The following is a 20,903-nucleotide window of genomic DNA, read 5'->3' as shown; positions in this document are numbered from 1 at the left end:
CAGCCGTCCCGGGCAGGGCGGACGAGCCCGTCGGCGACGAGCCGCCGACCGGTCGGGGTAACGCCCACGGCATTGATTACGCTGAGCCCTCCAGTGAGATCATTCGGAGGGACTCAACTGTGAGATTTACGGGGATCCGCTGGAACCGCCGGACGGCCGGCATCGGGGCCGCGATAGTCGCCACCGCCGTGGCCGGCACGGCGAGCCTGGCCGCCGCCGGCTTCGGCGAGGACAGCGCCGTGTGGGGCGAGGGGGCGGGACCGGTCAGCACGGCCCTGCACACCGTGGCCTTCCCGGCCGCGAACGGCCGCGAGGTGACGATCCCGAGGCGGGACACCGAACGGTTCGCCATGGTCGGCGTGACCTGGGCGAACCCCAACGTCGACTTCAAGGGCACGATCGCCGTCCGCACCCACGCAGTGGACGGCAAGTGGTCCGGTTGGCGGCCGCTGGAGCTCGACAACCACTTCGGTCCGGAGCCGGGCGCCGAGGCGACCGCCGGCAAGGCACGCGGCGGCACGGACCCGCTCTGGGTCGGCCAGTCCGACGGGGTCGAGGTGCGGGCCACGGCGGCCGCCGGCGGCACCAGCGACCAGCTTCCCGCCGGGCTGCGCCTGGAACTGGTCGACCCGGGCCTGACGAAGCGCCGCAAGGCCGGTGCGGCCGGCGTCGGACAGATCCGGCCGGAGCGCCTCCAGCCGGTCGCCGAGGTGCAGGCGCTCGAGCCCACCCCGACCGACCCGGCCCCCACCGACACCGCGCCGGCCGAGACCACCGCCCCGGCGCCGACCGAAACCACCGCGCCGGCCGAGACCACCGCCCCGGCCGAGACCACCGCCCCGCCGGCGACGACCACCGCGCCCACGCCGACCACCACCTCGGCCCCGGCGCCCACCACGACCGCGCCCACCGTGGCGCCCACCGCCCCGGCGAACCCGATCCCGACGCCGAAGGTGGTCACCCGCGCGGAGTGGAAGGCGGACGAGTCGATCGTCACCGACCCGCCGACGTACGGGACCACGGTCAAGGCGTTCTTCGTGCACCACACCGCCGGCACCAACGACTACAGCTGCGCCGACTCGGCGGCCCTCGTGCGGGGCATCGAGATCTACCACGTCAAGAGCAACGGGTGGAACGACATCGGCTACAACTTCCTCGCCGACAAGTGCGGGGTCGTCTTCGAGGGCCGCAAGGGCGGCATCGACAAGCCGGTGACCGGGGCGCACACCTACGGCTTCAACACCGACAACGCCGCGATCGCCGTGCTCGGCACCTACATCAGCACCGGCATCCCCACCGTGGTGCAGGACGCCGTCGCGCACGTCGCCGCGTACAAGCTCGGCCAGTACGGCAACGACCCGTCCAGCAAGGTCACCCTGACCTCCGGCGTGGAGGGCAAGTACCACCTCGGCGAACAGGTGGTCTTCAACCGGATCTCCGGGCACCGCGACGCGGTGGCCACCGAGTGCCCCGGCGACGCGCTCTACGGCCAGCTCGGCGTCATCCGCAGCAAGGCGGCCAGCATCTACGGCTTGGGCATCACTGCCACCACGGGTAACAGGAACGGCACCACCTACTACGTCAGGACCACGCTGAACGTGTCCTGGACGGTTAGCACGCCGAGCGCGCTGATCTCCCGCTTCGAGGTTTTGGTGGACGGAGTGGTGGCTGCGACGGCGGCGAGCACGGCCCGCTCGGCGGCCCTCACCAGCATCAAGCCGGGCGCGCACACCATCCAGATCCGGGGCGTGCACCGGCTGGGGCGTACCGCGACGAGCGCCGGGCAGGCCATCGTCTCCGACGTCACCCTGCCGACCTTCCCGCAGGTGCCCACGCTCTCCCTGCGCACCGGCACGGTGAGCAGCACGGCGGTGCCGGTGAGCCTGGGCTGGCGTGCGGCGGACAACGTGACCGTCCGGCAGGTCGCGCTGACCGCCCCGACAACCGGCACCTTCGGCGCGAGTGGCGCGTACAGCACCACGACGAAGCCGGGCGTCACCACCGCCTGGTCAATGCGGGCGCAGGACTGGTCGGGCAACAACTCCACCTCCTCGGCGAGCTGGACCCCGGTCCTGCTCGCCGAGACCAGTGCCACCCGCTCGGGCACCTGGTCGACCTACTCGAGCAGCAGCTACCTGGGCGGCTCGGCGCTGACCGCCACCGCGGCCAAGGCCTCGCTGTCCTGGACCTTCACCGGTCGCTCGGTCTCCTTCGTCGCAGCGCGAACGTCGACCTCCGGCCAGGCGGAGGTCTGGGTCGACGGGGTGAAGGTGAGCACGGTGGACCTCAGGTCCAGCACCACGCTGTACCGCCAGGCGGTCTGGTCGAAGAGCTGGACCGCCAGCGCAAAGCACACCGTGAAGATCGTGGTGGTGGGCACGTCAGGGCGCCCCCGCGTCACCACCGACGGTCTGGCCTACGTGCGCTGACCCCGACAGGACGACGGGCCCCGGAGAGCATTCTCCGGGGCCCGTTCCGTGTCGACGGTCAGACCAGGCAGGTGACGATGTCAGCGATCGAGCGTCGTCGGCCGGTGTAGAAGGGGATCTCCTCCCGGACGTGCCGGCGGGCGCCGGAGGCCCGCAGGTCGCGCATCAGGTCGACCATCCGGTGCAGCTCGTCGGCCTCGAAGGCGAGCATCCACTCGTAGTCGCCCAGGGCGAACGAGGCGACCGTGTTGGCCCGCACGTCCGGGTAGCCGCGGGCCAGCCGGCCGTGCTCCGCGAGCATCTCCCGCCGCTCGGCGTCCGGCAGCAGGTACCACTCGTAGGAGCGGACGAACGGGTAGACGCAGAGGTAGGCCCGGGCCTCCTCGCCGGCCAGGAACGCCGGGATGTGGCTCTTGTTGAACTCCGCCGGCCGGTGCAGCGCCATCTGCGACCAGACCGGGGTGAGCGCCCGGCCCAGCGTGGTACGCCGGAACCGCAGGTAGGCGTCCTGCAGCGCGTCGCTGGACGAGGAGTGCCACCAGATCAGCAGGTCGGCGTCGGCGCGCAGGCCGGCGACGTCGTACGTGCCGCGGATCGTCACGTCCTTGCCGGCCAGCTCCTCGAAGAGGGCCTCGACCTCGTCGACGACGTTCTCGCGCAGCGACGGGAGCGGGCTGGTGGCCCGGTACACCGACCACATGGTGTAACGGACGGTGGCGTTCAGCTCCTTGAGCCGGGCCGCGTTGGTCTGCTCGGTCATGAACCCGATCCTCCCAGGGCAGTGATGATCTCCTCGGCCGCGGTCTCGCCGGAGCGGACGCAGACCGGGATGCCGACGCCGTCGTAACCGGCGCCGGCCAGGACCAGCGTGGGGTGGGCGGCGCGCAGCGCCGTCCGGGCCGCGGCCACCCGGTCGAGGTGGCCGGGGGCGTACTGCGGCAGGGCCCCGCCCCACCGCTGCACGTGGCTGGCGACCGGGGTGGGCAGCGGGGTGCCCAGCACCTTGGACAGCTCCCGGTGCACGGTGGCAACCAGGTCGCCGTCGGTCAGCTGCAGCGACGTCTCGTCGCCGTACCGGCCGACCGAGGCGCGGACCAGGGCGAGCCCGTCGGCCTGGCGCAGGTGCCCCCACTTGGTGGTGAAGAAGGTCGCGGCCTTGATCAGCAGCCCCTCGGTGGCCGGCACCAGGAACCCGGAGAGCTCGGGCAGCTCCGGCTCGGGCAGGCCCATGGTGACCAGTGCGACGCTGGCGTAGTCGAGCCCGCCGACGGCCGTGGCCACCTCGGGCGCCGGGCCGGCGAGCAGCCGGGCGGCCGGCCGGGCCGGCACCGCGAGCACCACCGCGTCGACCTCGACCAGCTCCGGGTCCCTGGTGGGGCCGATCACCAGCCGCCAGCCGGTCGCCGTCGGGTGCAGCTCGCGCACCGCCGCGTCCCGCCGGACGGTCGCGCCGCTGGCGGTCGCCGCCGCCTCGACCAGGGTGCTCAGCCCGCCGGCCAGGGTGCCGAAGACCGGCGCGCCGGGGGCGCGCGGCGCGGCGGCCTGGGCCGCCCGGACCGCGCCGACCAGGGTGTGCTCGACCCGGGCCGCCCGGGCCAGCGCCGGCATGGTGGTGACCAGGGAGAGGTCGTCGGCCCGGCCGGCGTACACGCCGCCGAGCATCGGGTCGACCAGCCGGTCCACCACCTGGTCGCCGAGGCGGTCGCGGACCAGCGCGCCGACCGCCACGTCCTCGTCCGGCCCGAGCAGCGGCCGGCCGCCGTCGCGGTCGGCGTCCGCGGCGGGCGTCGCCACCGCCGCCACCTTCGCCAGGTCCCCCGGTACGCCGACCAGCGTGCCGCCCGGGACCGGGCGCAGCCCGCCGTCGACGGCGAGCGCGGCCTGCCCGACAGTGGGGTGGACGATCGCGTCGGCCAGCCCGAGCCGGCGGACCAGGCTGACGGCGGCGGACTCCGCGCCGGCCGGGTCGCGCATCAGGAACGACTCCGCGCCGAACTCGACGGCCTGCCCGGCCAGCTCGCCGGTGCGCAGCTTGCCACCGAGGGCGCCGGACTGCTCGTACACGGTGATCTCGGTGCCGGCGGGGGCGCGGTCGCGCAACCGGACGGCGGCGGCCAGCCCGGTGATCCCGCCACCGACGATCGCCACCCGCCACGGTTGCCGCACGGTCATCTCCCCTGCTCGACCGGCCGCGCGGAGAGATCGTGCACCAGCGCGACCACCCGGGTCAGCACGTCGGGGTCGGTCTCCGGCAGCACGCCGTGGCCGAGGTTGAAGACGTGACCGGGGGCGGCCCGCCCCTGGTCGAGGATCCGCCGCACCTCGGCCTCCACCACCGGCCAGGGGGCGAGCAGCAGGCACGGGTCGAGGTTGCCCTGGACGGCCTTGTCCGGGCCGATCCGGCGGGTCGCGGCGTCGAGCGGGGTACGCCAGTCCACGCCGACCACGTCCGCGCCGGCCTCACCCATCGCGCCGAGCAGCTCGCCGGTGCCCACCCCGAAGTGGATCCGCGGCACGCCCGCGTCGGCCAGCCCGGAGAGCACGGCCGCCGAGTGCGGCAGCACGTAGCGGCGGTAGTCGGCCTCGGAGAGCGCGCCGGCCCACGAGTCGAAGAGCTGCACCGCGGAGACCCCGGCGTCGACCTGCACCCGGAGGAAGGCGAGGGTCACCTCGGCCAGCCGGCCGCAGAGGGCGTGCCAGAGCTCCGGCTCGCCGTACATCAGGGCCTTGGTCTTGGCGTGGGTCCGCGACGGGCCGCCCTCGACCAGGTAGCTGGCCAGGGTGAACGGGGCGCCGGCGAACCCGATCAGCGGGGTGTCGCCCAGCTCCGTGACGAGCAGCCGGACCGCCTCGTCCACGTAGGACACGTCGTCGCGGGTGATCGGGCGGATCCGTTCGACGTCCTCGGCGGTGCGCACCGGCTGGGCCACCACGGGCCCGGTGCCGGCCACGATGTCCAGGTCGACCCCGGCGGCGGCCACCGGGACCACGATGTCGCTGAACAGGATCGCCGCGTCCACCCCGTGCCGGCGGACCGGCTGGAGGGTGATCTCGGCGACCAGCTCGGGGCGGCGGCAGGACTCCAGCATCGCCACGTTGGCCCGGATCTCGCGGTACTCCGGCAGCGACCGGCCGGCCTGGCGCATGAACCAGACCGGGGTGTGCGGGACGGGCTCACGGCGGCAGGCCCGGACGAAGGGCGAGTCGGCCGGCCCGCCGCGGCGGGGATCTCCGTCTCGGGCGGCAGTGCCCGTGGTGTCGGTGGTCATCGCGGCAATCGTGCCACGCCCCCGGGGGCGGCCAGCGGGCACCGCCGCCTTTTGTGACGGGGCCCGCGACGCCGGTACGGACGCACGGACGGTCACCGCTCCCGCGCTCCGATGATCGTGATCGCGCCCCTCGGCGCGCCGTCCGGACGACCGGGCGGGCGGCGGAATAGGCTGCCGGCATGGCCCCCCCGATCGCGCTCCCGGAAACCTTCGCCCGCGCGGTCGCCGGACTGCGGTCGGTCACCCCCCGGCCGGAGATCGTGCTGGAGGAGGTCGGGGCGCCCCAGCGGCTGGCGCCGTACGCGTTCGCGCTCTCCGCCGGGGTGCTGCGCGACGGCGACGAGGTGGCCACCGGGCGGTTGATCCTGCTGCACGACCCGGCCGGGCACGAGGCGTGGCAGGGCACCCTGCGGCTGGTCACCTACGTGACCGCCGAGCTGGAGGTGGATCTCGCCGCCGACCCGCTGCTGCCCGGGGTGGGCTGGACGTGGCTGACCGATGCGCTGGACGCGCAGCACGCCCGGCACCGGGCGATCGGCGGCACTGTCACCCAGACCCTGTCGACCCGGTTCGGGGAGCTGGCCGGGCCGCCCGCGGCCGGCGACATCGAGATCCGCGCGTCCTGGACGCCGCTCGGCGTCGACCTGGCCGCGCACCTGCTCGGCTGGTGCGCCCTGCTGGCCTCGACCGCCGGCCTGCCCCCACCCGGCGTGACGGCCCTCCCGTCCCACCGCCCCGCCACCACCACCTGACCCCGCTCGTCCCCTTCCCGGGGACGATCATGGAGGTGTGGCGCCTCGTTCGTGGCGATCCGCCCCTTTCGGCGGGTGCCACAACTCCATGATCGACGCCCGGGTCGCGGCTCAGAGGTAGTTCTCGGCCTCGTCGCAGACCTTTTCCAGGCCCTTGCTGGCCTTGTCGAAGGCGGCCCGGTTGCCGGCCGACGCCGCCGCCATCGCCTGGGTCAGCTTGTCCAGGCAGGTGGCGATGACCTTCTTCTGCCGGGCCTGCTCGTCCCGGTCGTTCTTGGTGCCGGTCAGGTCCTGCTCCGTGTCGGCCAGCTTGTCCCGCACGGACTGCAGGTCGGTCTTGAGCTTCTCCATCTCCTGCTTGTTCGCCGCGATGGTGCCGTCCCGCTCGCTGACCTGGGCGGAGAGCTTCTTCTCGGTACGGTTCAGCTCGTTGTTCTTGGTGACGAACAGGCCGGTCATCACGCCGCCGAGGACGAAGAGCAGCCCCGCGACGAGGGCGAGGATCAGCGTCGTGCGGCCCTTGCCGGCGCCCGCGGCGGGGGCGCCGTAGGGCGGGACCGAACCGGGCGGGGCGGACATCGGCTGGCCGAAGTCCGGACCGGAGACCGGCGGGGCGGACATCGGCGGCGCCGAGAACGGCTGCGGGTACGTCGGGCCCGACACCGGGGCGGAGCCCGGCGCGTACTGGCCGGGCACCGGCGGGGTGGACGCGGGCTGGACGGGCTGGGGCACGGTCGGGTCCGGCTGGGGCGGGCCGTACCGCTGGGGTTCGGGCTGGCGGGCGCCGTACGGGGTGCCGTAGACGCCACCGGCCGGCGGCTGCGGCGGGTAGGCCGGCCGGTGGCCCTCTGGCCCGTTGGGTGGCTGGGACATCTCTTCTTCCTCCGGATTGCTGTTCCCCCGTGGGGTGGCCCCGAAGGGCCGGGGTCTGCGGGTCGAGGGCCGACGGCGTCGGCCGCCACAGGTTCGACGGTGCGGGGTGGAGTCAAGGCCAGCCGGGCGGCGGGCCGATTCGTTCGGTCGGTCGTTCGGTCAGCAGAGCTTGAAGGTGTCGCAGGCGGTCCTGATCGGCACCGCGAGGCCGATTCCCTCGGCGTCCCTGGCCTTGGCGGTGGCGATGCCGACGACCTCCTTCGAGCCGTTGATCACCGGGCCGCCCGAGTTGCCGGGGTTGATCGGCGCGTCGAACTGGATGACCGGACCGGAACCGTCCTCATCCTTACGAAACGCGCTCACCACGCCGGTGGTCACGCTGTCCTGCAGGCCCAGCGGGGCGCCGACCACGACGATCTGCTGCCCGGACTTGACCGGCGTGCCGGCGGCGACCAGGCCGGTGAACTTGGCGGTGGTCCGCAGCTGGGCGATGTCCTTGGCCTTGTCGACCTTGACGATGGTGGCCTCGAAGCGCTGGTCGGTCCGCTCCAGGAAGACCTTCCGGCCGCCGCCGTCGAAGACCGACTCCACCACGTGGAAGTTGGTGAGCAGGGTGGTGCCGCCGCCCGCGGGCGGCTTGCCGATCGCGAACGCCGTACCGGTGAACTGGCCGGCCCGGACCCGGAACACGCTGGGCAGCACGGCGCTCGCCACGGCCTCCGGGTTGAACGCCGCGCCGACCTGCTTCTCCAGCCCCTCCGTGCGCTTGTCGAGGCTGTCCAGTCGGGTGCCGTCGGCGCGCTGCGCCTCGGCCAGCCGGCGGTCGCTGGCGGCGAGCCGGTCGTCCAGCCGGTGCAGCTGGTACGCCTGCACCCCGGCGACGACGGCCAGCACCACGGCGAGCGCGAGCGCCACCACGGGCAGCCGACGCCGCCGGTCGGGCCCGGCCGCGGGGACCGGCCAACCGCCCGGCCCGCCCGGGTACGCGGGCGCGGAGGCCGGCTGGCCACCCGGGTACGCCGGTCCGGAGGCCGGCTGGCCACCCGGGTACGCCGGTCCGGAGATCGGCTGGCCCACGGGATGGCCCGGTCCGGCGCTCGGCTGCCCGGGGGACGCGCCCGGCCACGGTGCGCGGGACGGCTGCTCCGGCGCCGGCTCGGTCGGCGACCATCCGCCCGACCCGCCCGGCACCCCGGCCGCGGCGGACCCGGGACCGGTCGGAGCGCCCCACTGGCCGCTGTTCGGCGGCGGCGCGGACCAGCCGGCCCGGGGGCCGGGAACGCTCGACTGCCCCGGCCCCGTCAGTCCGGTCTCCGAGGCGGGCGCGGCCGCCCCGAACCCGGCGGGCGAAGACAGGCCGTGCTGGCCACCCATCATCGACTGACCAGGGGCGGAGGCGCCGGGCGGCGAGCCGGGGGCGGCGGAGTAGCCGGCGACCGGCCGGTTGGCGGACGCCGGCGGGAAGGCGGTCGGTGCGCCGGCGGGCGCGGGAGGGAAGCCGGTGGCCGGCTCGCCCGATGGGCCGGCAGGCGCGGGAGGAAAGGCGGCAGCCGGGGTCGGCGGGCCGGGGACGGCCGCCGGGTAGCCGGGAACGACCGGTCGGTGCGGCTCGAAGCGCGGCGGCAGCGGACCCGGCCGGCCCGTCTCGGGACGTTCCGCGCGGCCACCCTCGGTGGCCTCGTCGGCGCCGTGTCCCGGCGTCCCGTCGCCCGACCCGTACCCAGCCGTCATGATCGCCACGTCCTCCCCGTAGACGCCGTGCCGCGATGCCACCCAGGCCCCCCGGTCGCTCGGCGGCTCGATGGACCGTACCTGCGTGAACGGGGTTTGTCTCCCCCGATGTCCGACCCTGCCACGTCGGCGCCACCCGACGCCGTCACGACACCCGGCGGCCAGCTGGTCGACACGCACCCGACCGGCTGCGCACACCGGATCCGGTCGCGCACTAGGGTTGTCAGGTGACCGACGAACCACCCCTGCGCCGTCGGCCCGCCGAAAGCCGTACGGGAGAGGTATCTCAGCACCCGTCACCGGCCGCGCCGGCGCCGGCTGACGCGGGGACCGAACCCAGCACCGGCGGGCCCGTACCGCTCACCGCGCCACGCGAGGGCACGCCCGCGCCGGTGGCCACCCCGAGCGAGCTCGACGAGGTCGTGGCCCGCTTCGCCGCGGGCACCGGGCCGGTGGCCCTGGACGCCGAGCGCGCCTCGGGGTACCGCTACAGCCAGCGGGCCTACCTGGTGCAGCTGCGCCGGGCCGGCTCCGGCACGGCGCTGATCGATCCGCTGCCGCTGCCCGATCTGGCCGCCCTGGACGCGGCGATCGGCGGGGCCGAGTGGGTGCTGCACGCCGCCAGCCAGGACCTGGCCTGCCTGGCCGAGGTGGGGTTGCGACCCCGGCGGCTCTTCGACACCGAGCTGGCCGCCCGGCTGGCCGGTTTCGATCGGGTCGGCCTGGCCGCGCTGACCGAGCAGCTGCTCGGCTACACCCTGGAGAAGCACCACTCGGCGGCGGACTGGTCCAGCCGGCCGTTGCCGGAGTCCTGGCTGACGTACGCGGCGCTGGACGTGGAGATGCTGGTCGACCTGCGGGACGCCCTCGACGAGGAGCTGCGCCGGCAGGGCAAGTCGGCGTGGGCGGCGGAGGAGTTCGCCGCGCTGGTCCGCTCCGGCGCCCGTCCGCCGCGGGTCCGCGCGGAGCCCTGGCGGCGGACCTCCGGCATCCACCGGGTCCGGGGCGCGCGGGCGCAGGCCCGGGTCCGTTCCCTCTGGTACGCCCGGGACCAGATCGCCGTCCGGCGGGACGCCGCCCCGGGCCGGGTGCTGCCCGACTCGGCCATCGTGGCCGCCGCCGAGCTGGACCCGAAGGACGAGAAGACCCTGCTCACCCTCCCCGGCTTCGGCGGCCGGTCGGTGCGCCGGCTCGCCCGCACCTGGCTGGCGGCCCTGGACGACGCCCGCCAGCTGCCGGAGGACGCCCTGCCGGTGGCCCCCACGGTGGAGGGTCCGCCGCCGCCGCACCGCTGGGCCGAGCGCGACCCGGTGGCCGCCGGCCGGCTGGCCCGCTGCCGGGAGGTGGTGATCCGGATCGCCGGCGAGCACAACCTCCCGCCGGAGAACCTGATCGCCCCCGACTCGATCCGCCGGCTGGCCTGGCAGCCCCCGGAGGAGATCACCGACGACACGGTGGCGGAGACGCTCCGCGGCTTCAACGCCCGCGAATGGCAGATCGCCCTCCTCCTCCCCGCCCTCACCGAGGCCCTCACCATCCCCACCCCCTGACCCCCACCGCCTTGCGCGTTGATCATGAAGTTGTTGTCACGACCCGCCGTGTGGACCGACGACAACTTCATGATCACCGCGAGCCGGTGGTCGGGCAGCGGGTGTGGGGTGGGCCACACGGGGGGTGGTGTCGGCGTTGGTTACTGGCGAGTAGCATCCGAGGGAAATGCCAGTGCCGGCTAGGAGGCTCAAGTGCCCCGTGAAGTTCGAGATGTCGTCTTCGTCGACGGCGTCCGTACCCCGTTCGGCAAGGCGGGTGGCATGTACGCCAACACCCGCGCCGACGACCTGGTCATCCGCTGCATCCGCGAGCTGCTGCGCCGTAACCCGCAGCTGCCGCCGGAGCGGGTCGAGGAGGTCGCCATCGCCGCCACCACCCAGATCGGCGACCAGGGCCTGACCATCGGCCGCACCGCCGCCCTGCTGGCCGGCCTGCCCAAGACGGTCCCCGGCTTCGCGATCGACCGGATGTGCGCCGGCGCGATGACCGCCGTCACCACCGTCGCCAGCGGCATCGCCATGGGCGCGTACGACATCGCCATCGCCGGCGGCGTCGAGCACATGGGCCGCCACCCGATGGGTGAGGGCGTCGACCCCAACCCGCGGATCATCGCGGAGAAGCTGGTCGACCCGTCCGCCCTGGTCATGGGTGCCACCGCGGAGAACCTGCACGACCTGGTCCCGCACATCACCAAGGAGCGCACCGACGCGTTCGCGCTCGCCTCGCAGCAGAAGACCGCGAAGGCGTACGCCAACGGCAAGCTCCAGGACGACCTGGTGCCGGTCGCCATCCGCGACGAGGAGAACGGCTGGGGTCTGGCCACCGTGGACGAGGCTCCCCGGGACACCTCCCTGGAGAAGCTGGCCACCCTGAAGACCCCGTTCCGCCCGCACGGCAAGGTCACCGCGGGCAACGCGGCCGGCCTGAACGACGGCGCCACCGCGAGCCTGCTCGCCTCCGAGGACGTCGCTCGCGAGCTGGGCCTCCCGGTCGCCATGCGGCTGGTGTCGTTCGGCTTCGTCGGCGTCGAGCCCGAGGTGATGGGCGTCGGCCCGATCCCGTCGACCGAGAAGGCGCTGCGCATCGCCGGCCTCACCATCGACGACATCGGCCTGTTCGAGCTGAACGAGGCGTTCGCCGTGCAGGTGCTCGCCTTCCTCGACCACTTCGGCATCGCCGACGACGACCCGCGGGTCAACCCGTGGGGCGGTGCGATCGCCATCGGTCACCCGCTCGCGTCCTCGGGTGTGCGGCTGATGACCCAGCTCGCCCGGCAGTTCGCCGAGCACCCCGAGGTCCGCTACGGCCTCACCGCCATGTGCATCGGCATCGGCATGGGCGGCACCGTGATCTGGGAGAACCCACACTGGACGGAGTCCGGCAAGCCGGCTCAGGGGGAGGGCAACAAGTGAGCGCGCTCGCCGCACCGAACGAGGTCGTCACCAAGGCGCTGCTGCGCCAGGTGAACGTGCCGGGGCTGGACCGTCCCGCCGCCCTGATCACCCTGGACAACGGCTTCGACCACACCAAGCCGAACACCTTCGGCCCGGCCGGGCTCACCAGCCTGGACGAGGCGATCACCGTCGCCCTGGCGGCGAACCCGGCGTTCATCGCGGTCACCGGCAAGCCGTACATCTTCTGCGTGGGCGCGGACATCGTCGGCCTGCCGGCGCTCGCCGACCGCGCGCAGGCGCTGGAGATCGGCCGGCTCGGCCACCGGGTCTTCGCCCGCCTGAAGGACAGCGAGATCCCGACCTTCGCCTTCGTCAACGGCGCGGCGATGGGCGGCGGCCTGGAGCTGGCCCTGCACTGCCACTACCGGACGCTCTCCGGTGGCGCGGCTGCCCTGGCGCTGCCCGAGGTCTCGCTCGGCCTGGTCCCCGGCTGGGGCGGCACCCAACTGCTGCCGAACCTGATCGGCATCCCGGCCGCCACCCAGGTGATCATCCAGAACCCGCTGATGCAGAACAAGATGCTCAAGCCGAAGCAGGCCGCCGAGATGGGCATCGCGGACGTGCTGCTGGAGCCGGCGGACTTCCTGGAGCGGTCCCTGGAGTGGGCCGCCGGCGTGGTCCGGGGCGACGTCACGGTGACCCGGCCCGAGGTCGACAAGGACATGTGGGCGGGCGTGCTCTACTTCGCCCGGCAGACCCTCGACCAGCGGCTGCACGGCGCGGTCCCGGCCGCGTACAAGGCACTGGACCTGCTGGAGACGGCGAAGGACGCCGACTTCGCCACCGGCACGGCCGCCGAGGACGAGGCCCTGGCGGACCTGGTCTTCTCCGAGGAGCTGCGCAGCGGCCTGTACGCGTTCGACCTGGTGCAGCGGCGGGCCAAGCGGCCGGCCGGCGCGCCGGACAAGGGGCTGGCACGCTCGGTCACCAAGGTGGGCATCGTCGGCGCCGGCCTGATGGCCAGCCAGCTCGCGCTGCTCTTCGCCCGCCGCCTCCAGGTGCCGGTCGTGATGACCGACCTGGACCAGGCCCGGGTGGACAAGGGCGTCGGCTACGTGCACACCCAGATCGAGAAGGCCGTCAGCAAGGGCCGGATGGACAAGGGCACCGCCGCCAAGCTGTACGGCCTGGTCAGCGGCTCGGTCGACAAGTCCGTCTTCGCCGACGCCGACTTCGTCATCGAGGCCGTCTTCGAGGACCTCGACGTCAAGAAGCAGGTCTGGGCCGAGCTGGAGAAGATCGTCAAGCCGGAGGCGGTCCTGGCGACGAACACCTCGTCGCTGTCGGTCACCGCGATGGCGGCCGAGCTGGAGCACCCGGAGCGGGTGGTCGGCTTCCACTTCTTCAACCCGGTCGCGATGATGCCGCTGCTGGAGATCGTCCGGGCCGAGCGGACCGACGACGCCACGCTGGCCACCGCGTTCGCGGTCGGCAAGCAGCTGAGGAAGTCCTCGGTGCTGGTGAAGGACGCCCCGGCGTTCGTGGTCAACCGGCTGCTCACCCGCTTCCTCGGCACGGTCTTCGCCGCCGTGGACCAGGGCACCCCGCTCGACGTGGCGAACAGCGCGCTGGACCCGCTCGGCCTGCCGATGCGCCCGCTCGCCCTGCTCCAGCTGGTCGGCCCGGCCGTGGCGTACCACGTGGGCGGCACCCTGCACGCCGCGTTCCCGGACCGGTTCGCGGTTAGCGAGAACCTGAAGCGGATCGCCGACTCCGGGCAGCCGATCGTGGTCGAGGACCAGGTCAACGAGGAGGTCGCCAAGCTGCTCGTGGTCGGCGACCAGCCGCTCACCGCCGAGCAGGTGCGCCAGAACGCGCTCGACGCGCTGGCGCAGGAGATCCGGCTGATGCTCGACGAGGGCGTCGTCGCCGAGGCGCAGGACATCGACCTGTGCATGATCCTCGGCGCCGGCTGGCCGTTCCACCTGGGCGGCGTCACGCCGTACCTGGACCGGACCGGCACCTCCGAGCGGGTCACCGGCCAGCGGTTCCTGCCGCGCGGGGTCGCCAGCCTGCTGTGACAACTCCAGCTCGGCGCGTCTGACGCCGCGCCGCGACCTGGAGCCGTCAGCCTGACCCACCCCCGCTCCCCCGCGATCGCGGTGGCCGACCGCCCCTCCGGACGGACCGGCCACCGCGATCGTCATTTCCGGGGGCGGACCTCCCGGCCCGGCGGCGCACCGAGCCGGGCTTCCCGGCCGCGGTGCGGGGGCCGGTCCCTCCGGGGTGGCGGCCGTCGCTCCGGGCCCGGTACGCCGTGCCTGGTCACGACCCGGCGGCGGTTTCGTCACGTCGACGTGGGGCGGACAGCGGCAGGTCGGCCGGCCTGACTAGGATCATCCGTCCCGGATCTTTACCTGGAGCTGACCCATGTCCCAGCCCCCGTCCAACCCCTATCCCGGTTCCTACCCGCCGCCGCAGCAGCAGCCCGGCGGCTACCCCTCGCAGCAGCCCGGCCCGCAGTACGGCGGCTACCCGCCCCAGCAGCCCGGCCCCCAGTACGGCGGCGGCTACCCGGGCGAGCAGTCGGACCCCCAGTACGGCGGCGGCTACCCGCCGCAGCAGCCCGGCCCGCAGTACGGCGGCGGCTACCCGCCCCAGCAGTCGGACCCTCAGTACGGCGGCGGCTACCCGCCCCAGCAGCCCGGCCCCCAGTACGGCGGCGGCTACCCGGGCGAGCAGTCCGCCCCGCAGGCCGGCTCCTACCTGGAGAGCGGCCGGCCGTCCTACGGCACCCCGGCCGGCCCCCCGCCCAAGAAGTCGAATGTCGGCCGGATCCTGCTGATCACCCTGGCCGTCGTGGTGGCGCTCTGCCTGGGCGGCGGCGCGGTCCTCTACTTCACCACCAAGGACAAGGTCGGCGAGGTGGTGGACGCCACCAAGACCCGCCTGGTGGCGCCCGCGACGCTGGCTGGCAAGCCCAAGGTGACGGATCCGCAGTTGACGTCCGCCGCCGAGCAGATGAGCGCGGAGATGAAGAAGGACGTTCCGGACGCCACCAGCACCGTCGGCGCGTTCTACGGCAACCCGGCCAAGAAGGATCTGGTCATGATCGCCGGCGCGTCCGGCGTGCTGGCCGACCCGAAGAAGGAGCTGGAGGATGGTGCCAAGAGCCTCTCCAGCGAGCTGGCGGTGACGACGTTCAGCCCGGTGGACGCCGGCCCGCTGGGCGGTGACGCGAAGTGCGGCGACGGCAAGATCGACGGCAGCCCGGTGGGCGTCTGCATCTGGGCCGACCGCGGCAGCCTCGGCGTGATCGTCATCTACTTCAAGTCCGCCGACGACCTGAAGTCCCAGTTCGCCACCATGCGCGGGCAGATCGAGCAGAAGGGCTGACCGCCCCGGACCCGGTGACCGGGCCCCCGCCCCGAAGGTGGCGGGGGCCCGGCGCGTATCCGGGTCAGGCCGCGGCGGTCCGTTCCGCCGCACTGCGGCAGACGCAGAACTCGTTGCCCTCCGGGTCGGCGAGCACCACCCAGCCGGTGCCGTCCGGACGGCGGCGGTCGGCGACCAGGGCAGCGCCGAGTCCGAGCAGCCGCTCGACCTCGGCGTCCCGGGTCCGGTCGGCCGGTTGCAGGTCGAGATGGAACGCGCCCTTGCCGTGCCGCTCCCCGACCTCGACGAAGAGCAGGTCGGGGCCGTGGCCGCCAGGCGCGACCAGGACCGCCTCGGGGTCACCCGGGTGGTCGTCGTCGTGCAGCCGGCGGTCGAGCGCCCCCGCCCACCAGCTGGCCAGCTTGTACGGGTCGTCGGACTCGACGGTGACGCAGTGGATCAACGCACTCACGGTGCTTCCTCCTGGAGTGGAGTGGAGTGCGCCCCGCGGAGGTGGATGCTGTCAGCGGTGATCGGGGCGGGGCGCGGGACTGTTCGTGGTGGACATCGACCGCACCCCCTTTCCGCGCGTCGGGCTGACGCGGCCGATCATGTCACCGCCCGGGCCGGGGGCACAACCCCGTTCCGACGCCGACCCGGCCCCGTGACGGGACCGGGCCGGTGTCATCCGGCGGTACGGGTCACGGGGCGACGAACACGGCCTTCGCCCGCCAGTCGGCGCCGTCCACGGCCGGACCGCTCCGCACGGTGAACGACCCGGTCGGCACGCCACCGGCCCAGTCCGTCGAGGCGAGCTCACCGGTGCTCCGGTTGACCTGGTAGAAGGTGCTCCCGGAGAGGAAGACCCCGCCCGCGTCGGCGAGACCGGTCACCCCCGCGACGGTGAACTTCTCCGCGCCCACCGCCCCGCTGTCCGGGCTGAACCAGCGCCAGTAGAGGCCGCCCTGCCCGACGAGGGTGTAGTAGAGCCGGCCGGCGGTGTAGAACATCCCGCTCACGTTCGGGATCTCGGCGTAGAAGTTGGTGGTCACCCCGACGTACGTCTGGCCGGCCGGGCCGGAGTCGGTTTCCACCGCGTCCCAGTACGCGTCGTGGTACGGGTCGACCAGCGCCGGCGTGCCGAAGGTGGCGCCGTCGAAGGTACGCCGCCACAGCGCGCCGTTCATGCCGTAGAAGAACGTGCCGCCCACCCAGAAGCCGCCCCGGGCGGTGGACCAGGCGGTGCCGTCCGGGTTGGCCACCGGGCTGGTCGCGCCGACCGTGGTCACCCCGTCGTACGGGCGGACCTCGACCTCGTCGCCGGTGCCCGCCGGCGGCGCCCCCGTCTTGACGATCTCGATGCCGTCGACGAGCGGGTTCTCCACCACGTGCCCGAAGTCGATGTCGACCGAGCCGTCGCTGACGACGGTGAAGGAGCGCATGGTGCCGACGTTGTGCCCGACGGCGCCGGAGAGGTCCAGGTCGTCGAGGACGAGGGTGCCGTCCAGGGAGACGTCGAACACCCGGGAGCCGGGGGCCGAGGTGCCGTCGTACCGGTTGGCCAGGTAGAGCCGGACCTGAATCTCGGTGCCGGCCGGCACGGGGAACTGCCAGCGCATCTCCGGGTCACCGCCGGAGTCCCAGCGCTCGTCGCTGTAGAGGGCCGCCGGGGTGCCGGCCGGTACGGTGGCGTCGACGCTGCCCACCGCCGCGAACCCGGCGGTGCTGCTGCCGGCGTTGTGGTACGGGCTCGGGTTGCCGGAGTCGTCGGCCGCCCAGTCCGGCCCGCTGTCGGCCGAGCCGACCAGCGGCCCACCGGCGTTCACCCGGTAGAGCACGTTCGTCGGCGCCGGGACGCCGGCCCGGTAGACCTTGCCGGGCAGGCTCGCCGTGCTGGTCGGGTGCGGGGCGGCCCCGCCGGTCAGCGGGAAGAACGCGATCCGCTCCCGCCGGTACTGGAAGTTGCCGATCCAGGAAGTGTCGGAGCCGACCCAGACGCCGCTCGGCGTCACCAGCATCTCCGTCGCGCCGACGCCGCGCGGGTGCCGGCCCGGGTTCCAGGACAGCGGCAGGCCGCTGAGCGGGTCCAGCGCGGCGATGCTGGGCCGGCCCACCGCGCCGGCCTGCGCCGAGTCGCCGCCGAAGCTGTTGTTCAGCCAGCGGAAGTGGCCGCCGACGTAGACCGCCTGCTCGCTGATCCCCACCGACAGGAAGGTGTCCCCGCCGGAGTAGTCCGCCCAGGTGGGCTGTAGTTCGGTGCCGGTCGCGCCGGCCTCCCAGCGGGCGGCGGCGTCGCAGAGGGTGCCGGCGTTCGGGGCGCCGGTGGTCACCACCACGAAATAGCTGCTGTCCGGGGCGTACGCCACGTCCCGCAGGTACGAGTCGAACGCCCACCAGGCGCAGCGCGGGGTGTACCGGCTGGTGTTCCAGTCGGCGACGGTGGCCGCGGTGGCGCCGAGGTCGAGCTTGACGATCTGGTCGTGGACCACCCCGTCGGCCTTCTTGAAGTTGCCGATCACCACGAGCTGCCGGCCGTCGGGGGAGACGGTGAGCTTGCTCGCGCCCACCCCGGCGCTGGCACCGCTGACCCCGTCGTAGTTGTGGTGCTCGGTGAGCGTGGTGGTCAGGTAGCCGTCCACCGCGCCGGTGCTGGGGTTGAGCGAGGCGAGCCCGCCGCGCGGGTTGGTGTTGCCGGCGGTGGTGAAGATGCCGCCGACCAGGAGCCGGCCACCGACCAGGGCGACGTCGTTGACCAGCCCGTTGAAGGCCGGGCCGGCGAAGCTGGTGACCACCGCGCCGGTGGCGACGTTGAGCAGGGCCACCTTGCGCCGGGTGACCCCGTTGACGGTGTTGAACTTGCCGGCGATGAAGACGGTGCCGGCGGTGGGCCCGGCGACCACCGCGTAGACCTCGTTGTCGACGGTCGGGGCGAAGGCGGCGTCCACCGCACCGGTGGCCTTGTCGAAGGCGAGGACGTAGTTGCGGGCGATGTCCACGTCGGAGCCGCGATTCTGCGCCCGGGTGAACGTGCCGGCGGCGATGATCTTCGTACCGGCGTCGTAGATGGCGTGGACGGTGCCGTCCATGATGTCCGGCGAGGCGGTCGAGGGGGCCTCCTTCACCAGCGTGGTGTGGTCGGGCGCGGCGGTGGCCGGGCCGGCGGCGGTGAGGCCGGCGGCGGTGAGGGCGACCGCGGCGAGCGCCGCGAGGACCCGGCGGGTCAGGGTCGAGGGATGAGTCACTGGCAGCTCCGGTTGTGCATGCGCGGACAGGACCGGCGGACTCCCGGCGCGGCGGGGGGTGAGGCACCCGTCCGGCCGCCGGGGTACGGCCGGGTGGGGCAAGGTGCACCGCCCACCCTGCGGCACCGGTTCCCCGCCGTCCAGCGCCCGCCGCGTTTTCCATCCGACCCTCGGGCGCGCCCGCCCGACCACCCGAGGAGGCCGGACGGGACAGCCGGACCGCCGGCACGAAAAGGTGACTGTGGATGGTGGTTCGGCGGGGACCGCCGCGCCGTCCGCCGGTCCCGCCGACGCCGAACGGAGGCCCGGTCAGCTCGGGCCGGGGACGTCGGCCGACGGCAGGGTGACCGTCACCTCCAGGCCGCCGCCCGGCTGGGCGACCACCGCCACCGCGCCGCCGTGCGCGTCGCAGACCGCGCGGACGATGGAGAGCCCGAGGCCGGAGCCGCGCGCCCCGGTCCGCTCCTGGCCGCCGCGCCGGAACGGCTCGAACAGCCCCGGCACGTCGGCCTGGGCGACCTCGAAGCCGGTGTTCCCCACCACCAGCCACGATCGCTGCCCGTCGCTGCCGGTACGCACCCAGATCCGGCCGTGCAGGTGGTTGTAGCGGACCGCGTTCTCGATCAGGTTGCCGGCGAGGCGGTCGAGCAGCCCCGGGTCGCCGACCACCGGCGCCGGGCGCAGCGAGGTCTGCACCCGCAGCCCGATCCGTTCCACCTCGCGCGCGACCGCGGAGAGCGCGTTGGCGGTGCCGACGGCGAGGTCGCACTCGGCGCGGCGGCCCAGCCGGCGGCCGGTCTGGGCCTCGCTGCGGGCCAGCACCAGCAGGGCGTCGACCAGGCCGTTGGCCCGCTCCGAGGCGTCCCGCACCACGGTCGCCATCCGGCGGTACTCGGCGATGTCCGCCTCGTCGTCGCTGAGCGTCACGTCGATCTCGGTCCGCATCACCGCGAGCGGGGTACGCAGCTCGTGCGAGGCGTTGGCGACGAAGCGTTTCTGCGCCTCGAACGCGGCGGCGATCCGGTCCAGCATCGCGTCGAACGTCTTGGCCAGCTCGGCCACCTCGTCGTCCGCCCCGGACCAGCCGATCCGCTGGTCGAGGGTGGCCTCGCCGAGGCGCTGGGCGGTCGCGGTGACCTGGTGCAGCGGGCGCAGCGCCCGGCCAGCCACCGCCCACGCCCCGGCGACCCCGACCACGCTGATCGCCAGCAGCGCCACCAGGCCCTTGATCAGCAACTCCCGCGACGCGGCGTCGACCAGCTCCCGCTGCCACTGCCCGGCGTCGATAGTGCGGCCGTCGGCGAGCACCACCGTGGTCCCGGGCAGCAGCTCGTCGGTCGGGCGCAGCGCGGCGCGGACCAGCAGCCAGGCGAGCAGCACCAGGATCGCGCCGGCGCCGACCAGCAGCACCCCGTTGAGGAGGGTGAGCCGCAGCCGCAGGGTGGGGCGCACCCGCAACCGGCGGGTCACGGCGCCACCTCGCCAGCCCGGCTCACTCCTCGCGCTCAAGCCGACACCTCGGCCGTCCGGTAGCCGGCGCCCACCACCGTCTCGATCAGCGGCGGGTCGCCGAGCTTCCTGCGCAGCGTCATCACGGTGACCCGGACGATCGTGGTGAACGGGTCGGTGTTCGCGTCCCAGACCCGTTCCAGCAGCTCCTCGCTGGAGACCACCGCGCCGCGGGCCTTGAGCAGCTCGGCGAGGACGCCGAACTCCTTGTTGGTCAGGTCGACCGGCTCGCCGCCCCGGGTGACCACCCGGCGGGCCGGGTCGAGCACCAGGTCGGCGACCTCCAGCACCGGCGGGGCGGCCGGGGTGGCCCGCCGGCCGAGCGCCTGCACCCGGGCGACCAGTTCGTCGAAGGCGAACGGCTTGGGCAGGTAGTCGTCGGCCCCGAGCTGCAACCCCTCGACCTTGTCGGCCACGGTTCCGCTGGCGGTGAGCATCAACACCCGGGTCAGCGTGCCGGAGGCGGCCAGGTCCGCGCAGATCCGGTCGCCGTGCACGCCGGGCAGGTCCCGGTCGAGGATCACCACGTCGTACCGGGTGACGAAGGCGGCCTCGTGGCCGGTGCCGCCGTCGTACGCGACGTCCACCGCCATGCCGCGCTTGCGCAGCCCCCGCGCGATCGCGTCGGCGAGGTTGCGCTCGTCCTCCACCACCAGTACCCGCATCCCGGCCTCCTGCCTCGTGACCTCCCGACAACCTAGTGCCGGCCACCAAACCAGCGTCCCTCGCCGTCGTTGCAGAAATTCTTCAGGTACGCGATGCTTCCCGGCACCCGCCG

At 74.0% G+C, this 20,903-nt stretch carries 15 protein-coding genes; 6 read left to right on the top strand and 9 right to left on the bottom strand.

Features of this window, described 5'->3' with window-relative positions; genetic code table 11:
* Positions 1 to 119 precede the first annotated feature (119 nt).
* Positions 120 to 2,429, top strand: a complete 2,310-nt coding sequence (locus tag ACTWO6_RS09170; protein WP_446219217.1) for an N-acetylmuramoyl-L-alanine amidase — start codon at positions 120 to 122, stop codon at positions 2,427 to 2,429.
* 58 nt (positions 2,430 to 2,487) lie between these two features.
* On the opposite strand, the gene hemQ is transcribed toward ACTWO6_RS09170, so the two are convergent.
* The 3 genes from hemQ to hemE are packed head-to-tail and all read right to left on the bottom strand — an operon-like array spanning position 2,488 to position 5,698.
* On the bottom strand, positions 2,488 to 3,189 hold the full coding sequence (hemQ, locus tag ACTWO6_RS09165; protein WP_446219216.1) for a hydrogen peroxide-dependent heme synthase: 702 nt from the start codon (positions 3,187 to 3,189) through the stop codon (positions 2,488 to 2,490).
* Positions 3,186 to 4,595 carry a protoporphyrinogen oxidase gene (gene hemG / locus ACTWO6_RS09160; RefSeq protein WP_446220605.1) on the bottom strand — a complete coding sequence of 470 codons (1,410 nt, stop codon included), beginning with the start codon at positions 4,593 to 4,595 and terminating at the stop codon, positions 3,186 to 3,188. The genes hemQ and hemG overlap by 4 nt, the downstream gene beginning before the upstream one ends.
* 2 nt (positions 4,596 to 4,597) lie before the next feature.
* Entirely contained in the window at positions 4,598 to 5,698 is a 1,101-nt protein-coding gene (gene hemE, locus ACTWO6_RS09155) for a uroporphyrinogen decarboxylase (protein WP_446219215.1), read from the bottom strand.
* A gap of 179 nt (positions 5,699 to 5,877) precedes the next feature.
* Between hemE and ACTWO6_RS09150 the strand changes: the two genes are divergently transcribed.
* Positions 5,878 to 6,450 carry a DUF3000 domain-containing protein gene (locus tag ACTWO6_RS09150; RefSeq protein WP_446219214.1) on the top strand — a complete coding sequence of 191 codons (573 nt, stop codon included), beginning with the start codon at positions 5,878 to 5,880 and terminating at the stop codon, positions 6,448 to 6,450.
* Positions 6,451 to 6,561: 111 nt separating this feature from the next.
* Here the strand turns inward: ACTWO6_RS09150 and ACTWO6_RS09145 are convergent, their stop codons facing one another.
* Both ACTWO6_RS09145 and ACTWO6_RS09140 read right to left on the bottom strand, forming a co-directional pair.
* On the bottom strand, positions 6,562 to 7,323 hold the full coding sequence (locus ACTWO6_RS09145) for a hypothetical protein (protein ID WP_446219213.1): 762 nt from the start codon (positions 7,321 to 7,323) through the stop codon (positions 6,562 to 6,564).
* A gap of 159 nt (positions 7,324 to 7,482) precedes the next feature.
* Entirely contained in the window at positions 7,483 to 8,697 is a 1,215-nt protein-coding gene (locus ACTWO6_RS09140; RefSeq protein WP_446220604.1) for a trypsin-like peptidase domain-containing protein, read from the bottom strand.
* A gap of 584 nt (positions 8,698 to 9,281) precedes the next feature.
* On the opposite strand from ACTWO6_RS09140, the gene ACTWO6_RS09135 reads away from it, so the two are divergent.
* The 4 genes from ACTWO6_RS09135 (at position 9,282) to ACTWO6_RS09120 (ending at position 15,395) form a co-directional block, all read left to right on the top strand.
* Entirely contained in the window at positions 9,282 to 10,604 is a 1,323-nt protein-coding gene (locus tag ACTWO6_RS09135) for a ribonuclease D (RefSeq protein WP_446219212.1), read from the top strand.
* Between the two features lie 192 nt (positions 10,605 to 10,796).
* On the top strand, positions 10,797 to 12,017 hold the full coding sequence (locus tag ACTWO6_RS09130) for a thiolase family protein (protein WP_446219211.1): 1,221 nt from the start codon (positions 10,797 to 10,799) through the stop codon (positions 12,015 to 12,017).
* Entirely contained in the window at positions 12,014 to 14,080 is a 2,067-nt protein-coding gene (locus ACTWO6_RS09125) for a 3-hydroxyacyl-CoA dehydrogenase NAD-binding domain-containing protein (protein ID WP_446219210.1), read from the top strand. The genes ACTWO6_RS09130 and ACTWO6_RS09125 overlap by 4 nt, the downstream gene beginning before the upstream one ends.
* Before the next feature lie 349 nt (positions 14,081 to 14,429).
* A complete protein-coding gene (locus ACTWO6_RS09120) occupies positions 14,430 to 15,395 on the top strand; it encodes a hypothetical protein (RefSeq protein WP_446219209.1) in 966 nt (321 codons plus the stop codon).
* A 64-nt stretch (positions 15,396 to 15,459) separates the two neighbouring features.
* On the opposite strand, the gene ACTWO6_RS09115 is transcribed toward ACTWO6_RS09120, so the two are convergent.
* From ACTWO6_RS09115 to ACTWO6_RS09100, 4 genes are all read right to left on the bottom strand, one after another.
* Complete coding sequence (locus ACTWO6_RS09115; protein ID WP_446219208.1) at positions 15,460 to 15,846, bottom strand: VOC family protein; 387 nt, start codon at positions 15,844 to 15,846, stop codon at positions 15,460 to 15,462.
* Between the two features lie 229 nt (positions 15,847 to 16,075).
* A complete protein-coding gene (locus tag ACTWO6_RS09110) occupies positions 16,076 to 18,616 on the bottom strand; it encodes a malectin domain-containing carbohydrate-binding protein (protein ID WP_446219207.1) in 2,541 nt (846 codons plus the stop codon).
* A gap of 309 nt (positions 18,617 to 18,925) precedes the next feature.
* Complete coding sequence (locus tag ACTWO6_RS09105) at positions 18,926 to 20,086, bottom strand: sensor histidine kinase (protein ID WP_446219206.1); 1,161 nt, start codon at positions 20,084 to 20,086, stop codon at positions 18,926 to 18,928.
* A 35-nt stretch (positions 20,087 to 20,121) separates the two neighbouring features.
* Entirely contained in the window at positions 20,122 to 20,790 is a 669-nt protein-coding gene (locus ACTWO6_RS09100) for a response regulator transcription factor (protein WP_446219205.1), read from the bottom strand.
* Positions 20,791 to 20,903 lie beyond the last annotated feature (113 nt).

It is taken from the genome of Micromonospora sp. IBHARD004 (genome assembly GCF_052814115.1).
Note: the sequence above shows the minus strand (reverse complement) of the source record. Positions and strands in the feature narration are given on the sequence as shown.

What these genes read in the sequence shown, in the direction of transcription:
- hemQ (WP_446219216.1), bottom strand. Translation starts at nt 3,189, where the DNA reads ATGACCGAGCAGACCAACGCGGCCCGGCTCAAGGAGCTGAACGCCACC.
- hemE (WP_446219215.1), bottom strand. Translation starts at nt 5,698, where the DNA reads ATGACCACCGACACCACGGGCACTGCCGCCCGAGACGGAGATCCCCGC.
- ACTWO6_RS09150 (WP_446219214.1), top strand. Translation starts at nt 5,878, where the DNA reads ATGGCCCCCCCGATCGCGCTCCCGGAAACCTTCGCCCGCGCGGTCGCC.
- ACTWO6_RS09145 (WP_446219213.1), bottom strand. Translation starts at nt 7,323, where the DNA reads ATGTCCCAGCCACCCAACGGGCCAGAGGGCCACCGGCCGGCCTACCCG.
- ACTWO6_RS09140 (WP_446220604.1), bottom strand. Translation starts at nt 8,697, where the DNA reads ATGGGTGGCCAGCACGGCCTGTCTTCGCCCGCCGGGTTCGGGGCGGCC.
- ACTWO6_RS09120 (WP_446219209.1), top strand. Translation starts at nt 14,430, where the DNA reads ATGTCCCAGCCCCCGTCCAACCCCTATCCCGGTTCCTACCCGCCGCCG.
- ACTWO6_RS09100 (WP_446219205.1), bottom strand. Translation starts at nt 20,790, where the DNA reads ATGCGGGTACTGGTGGTGGAGGACGAGCGCAACCTCGCCGACGCGATC.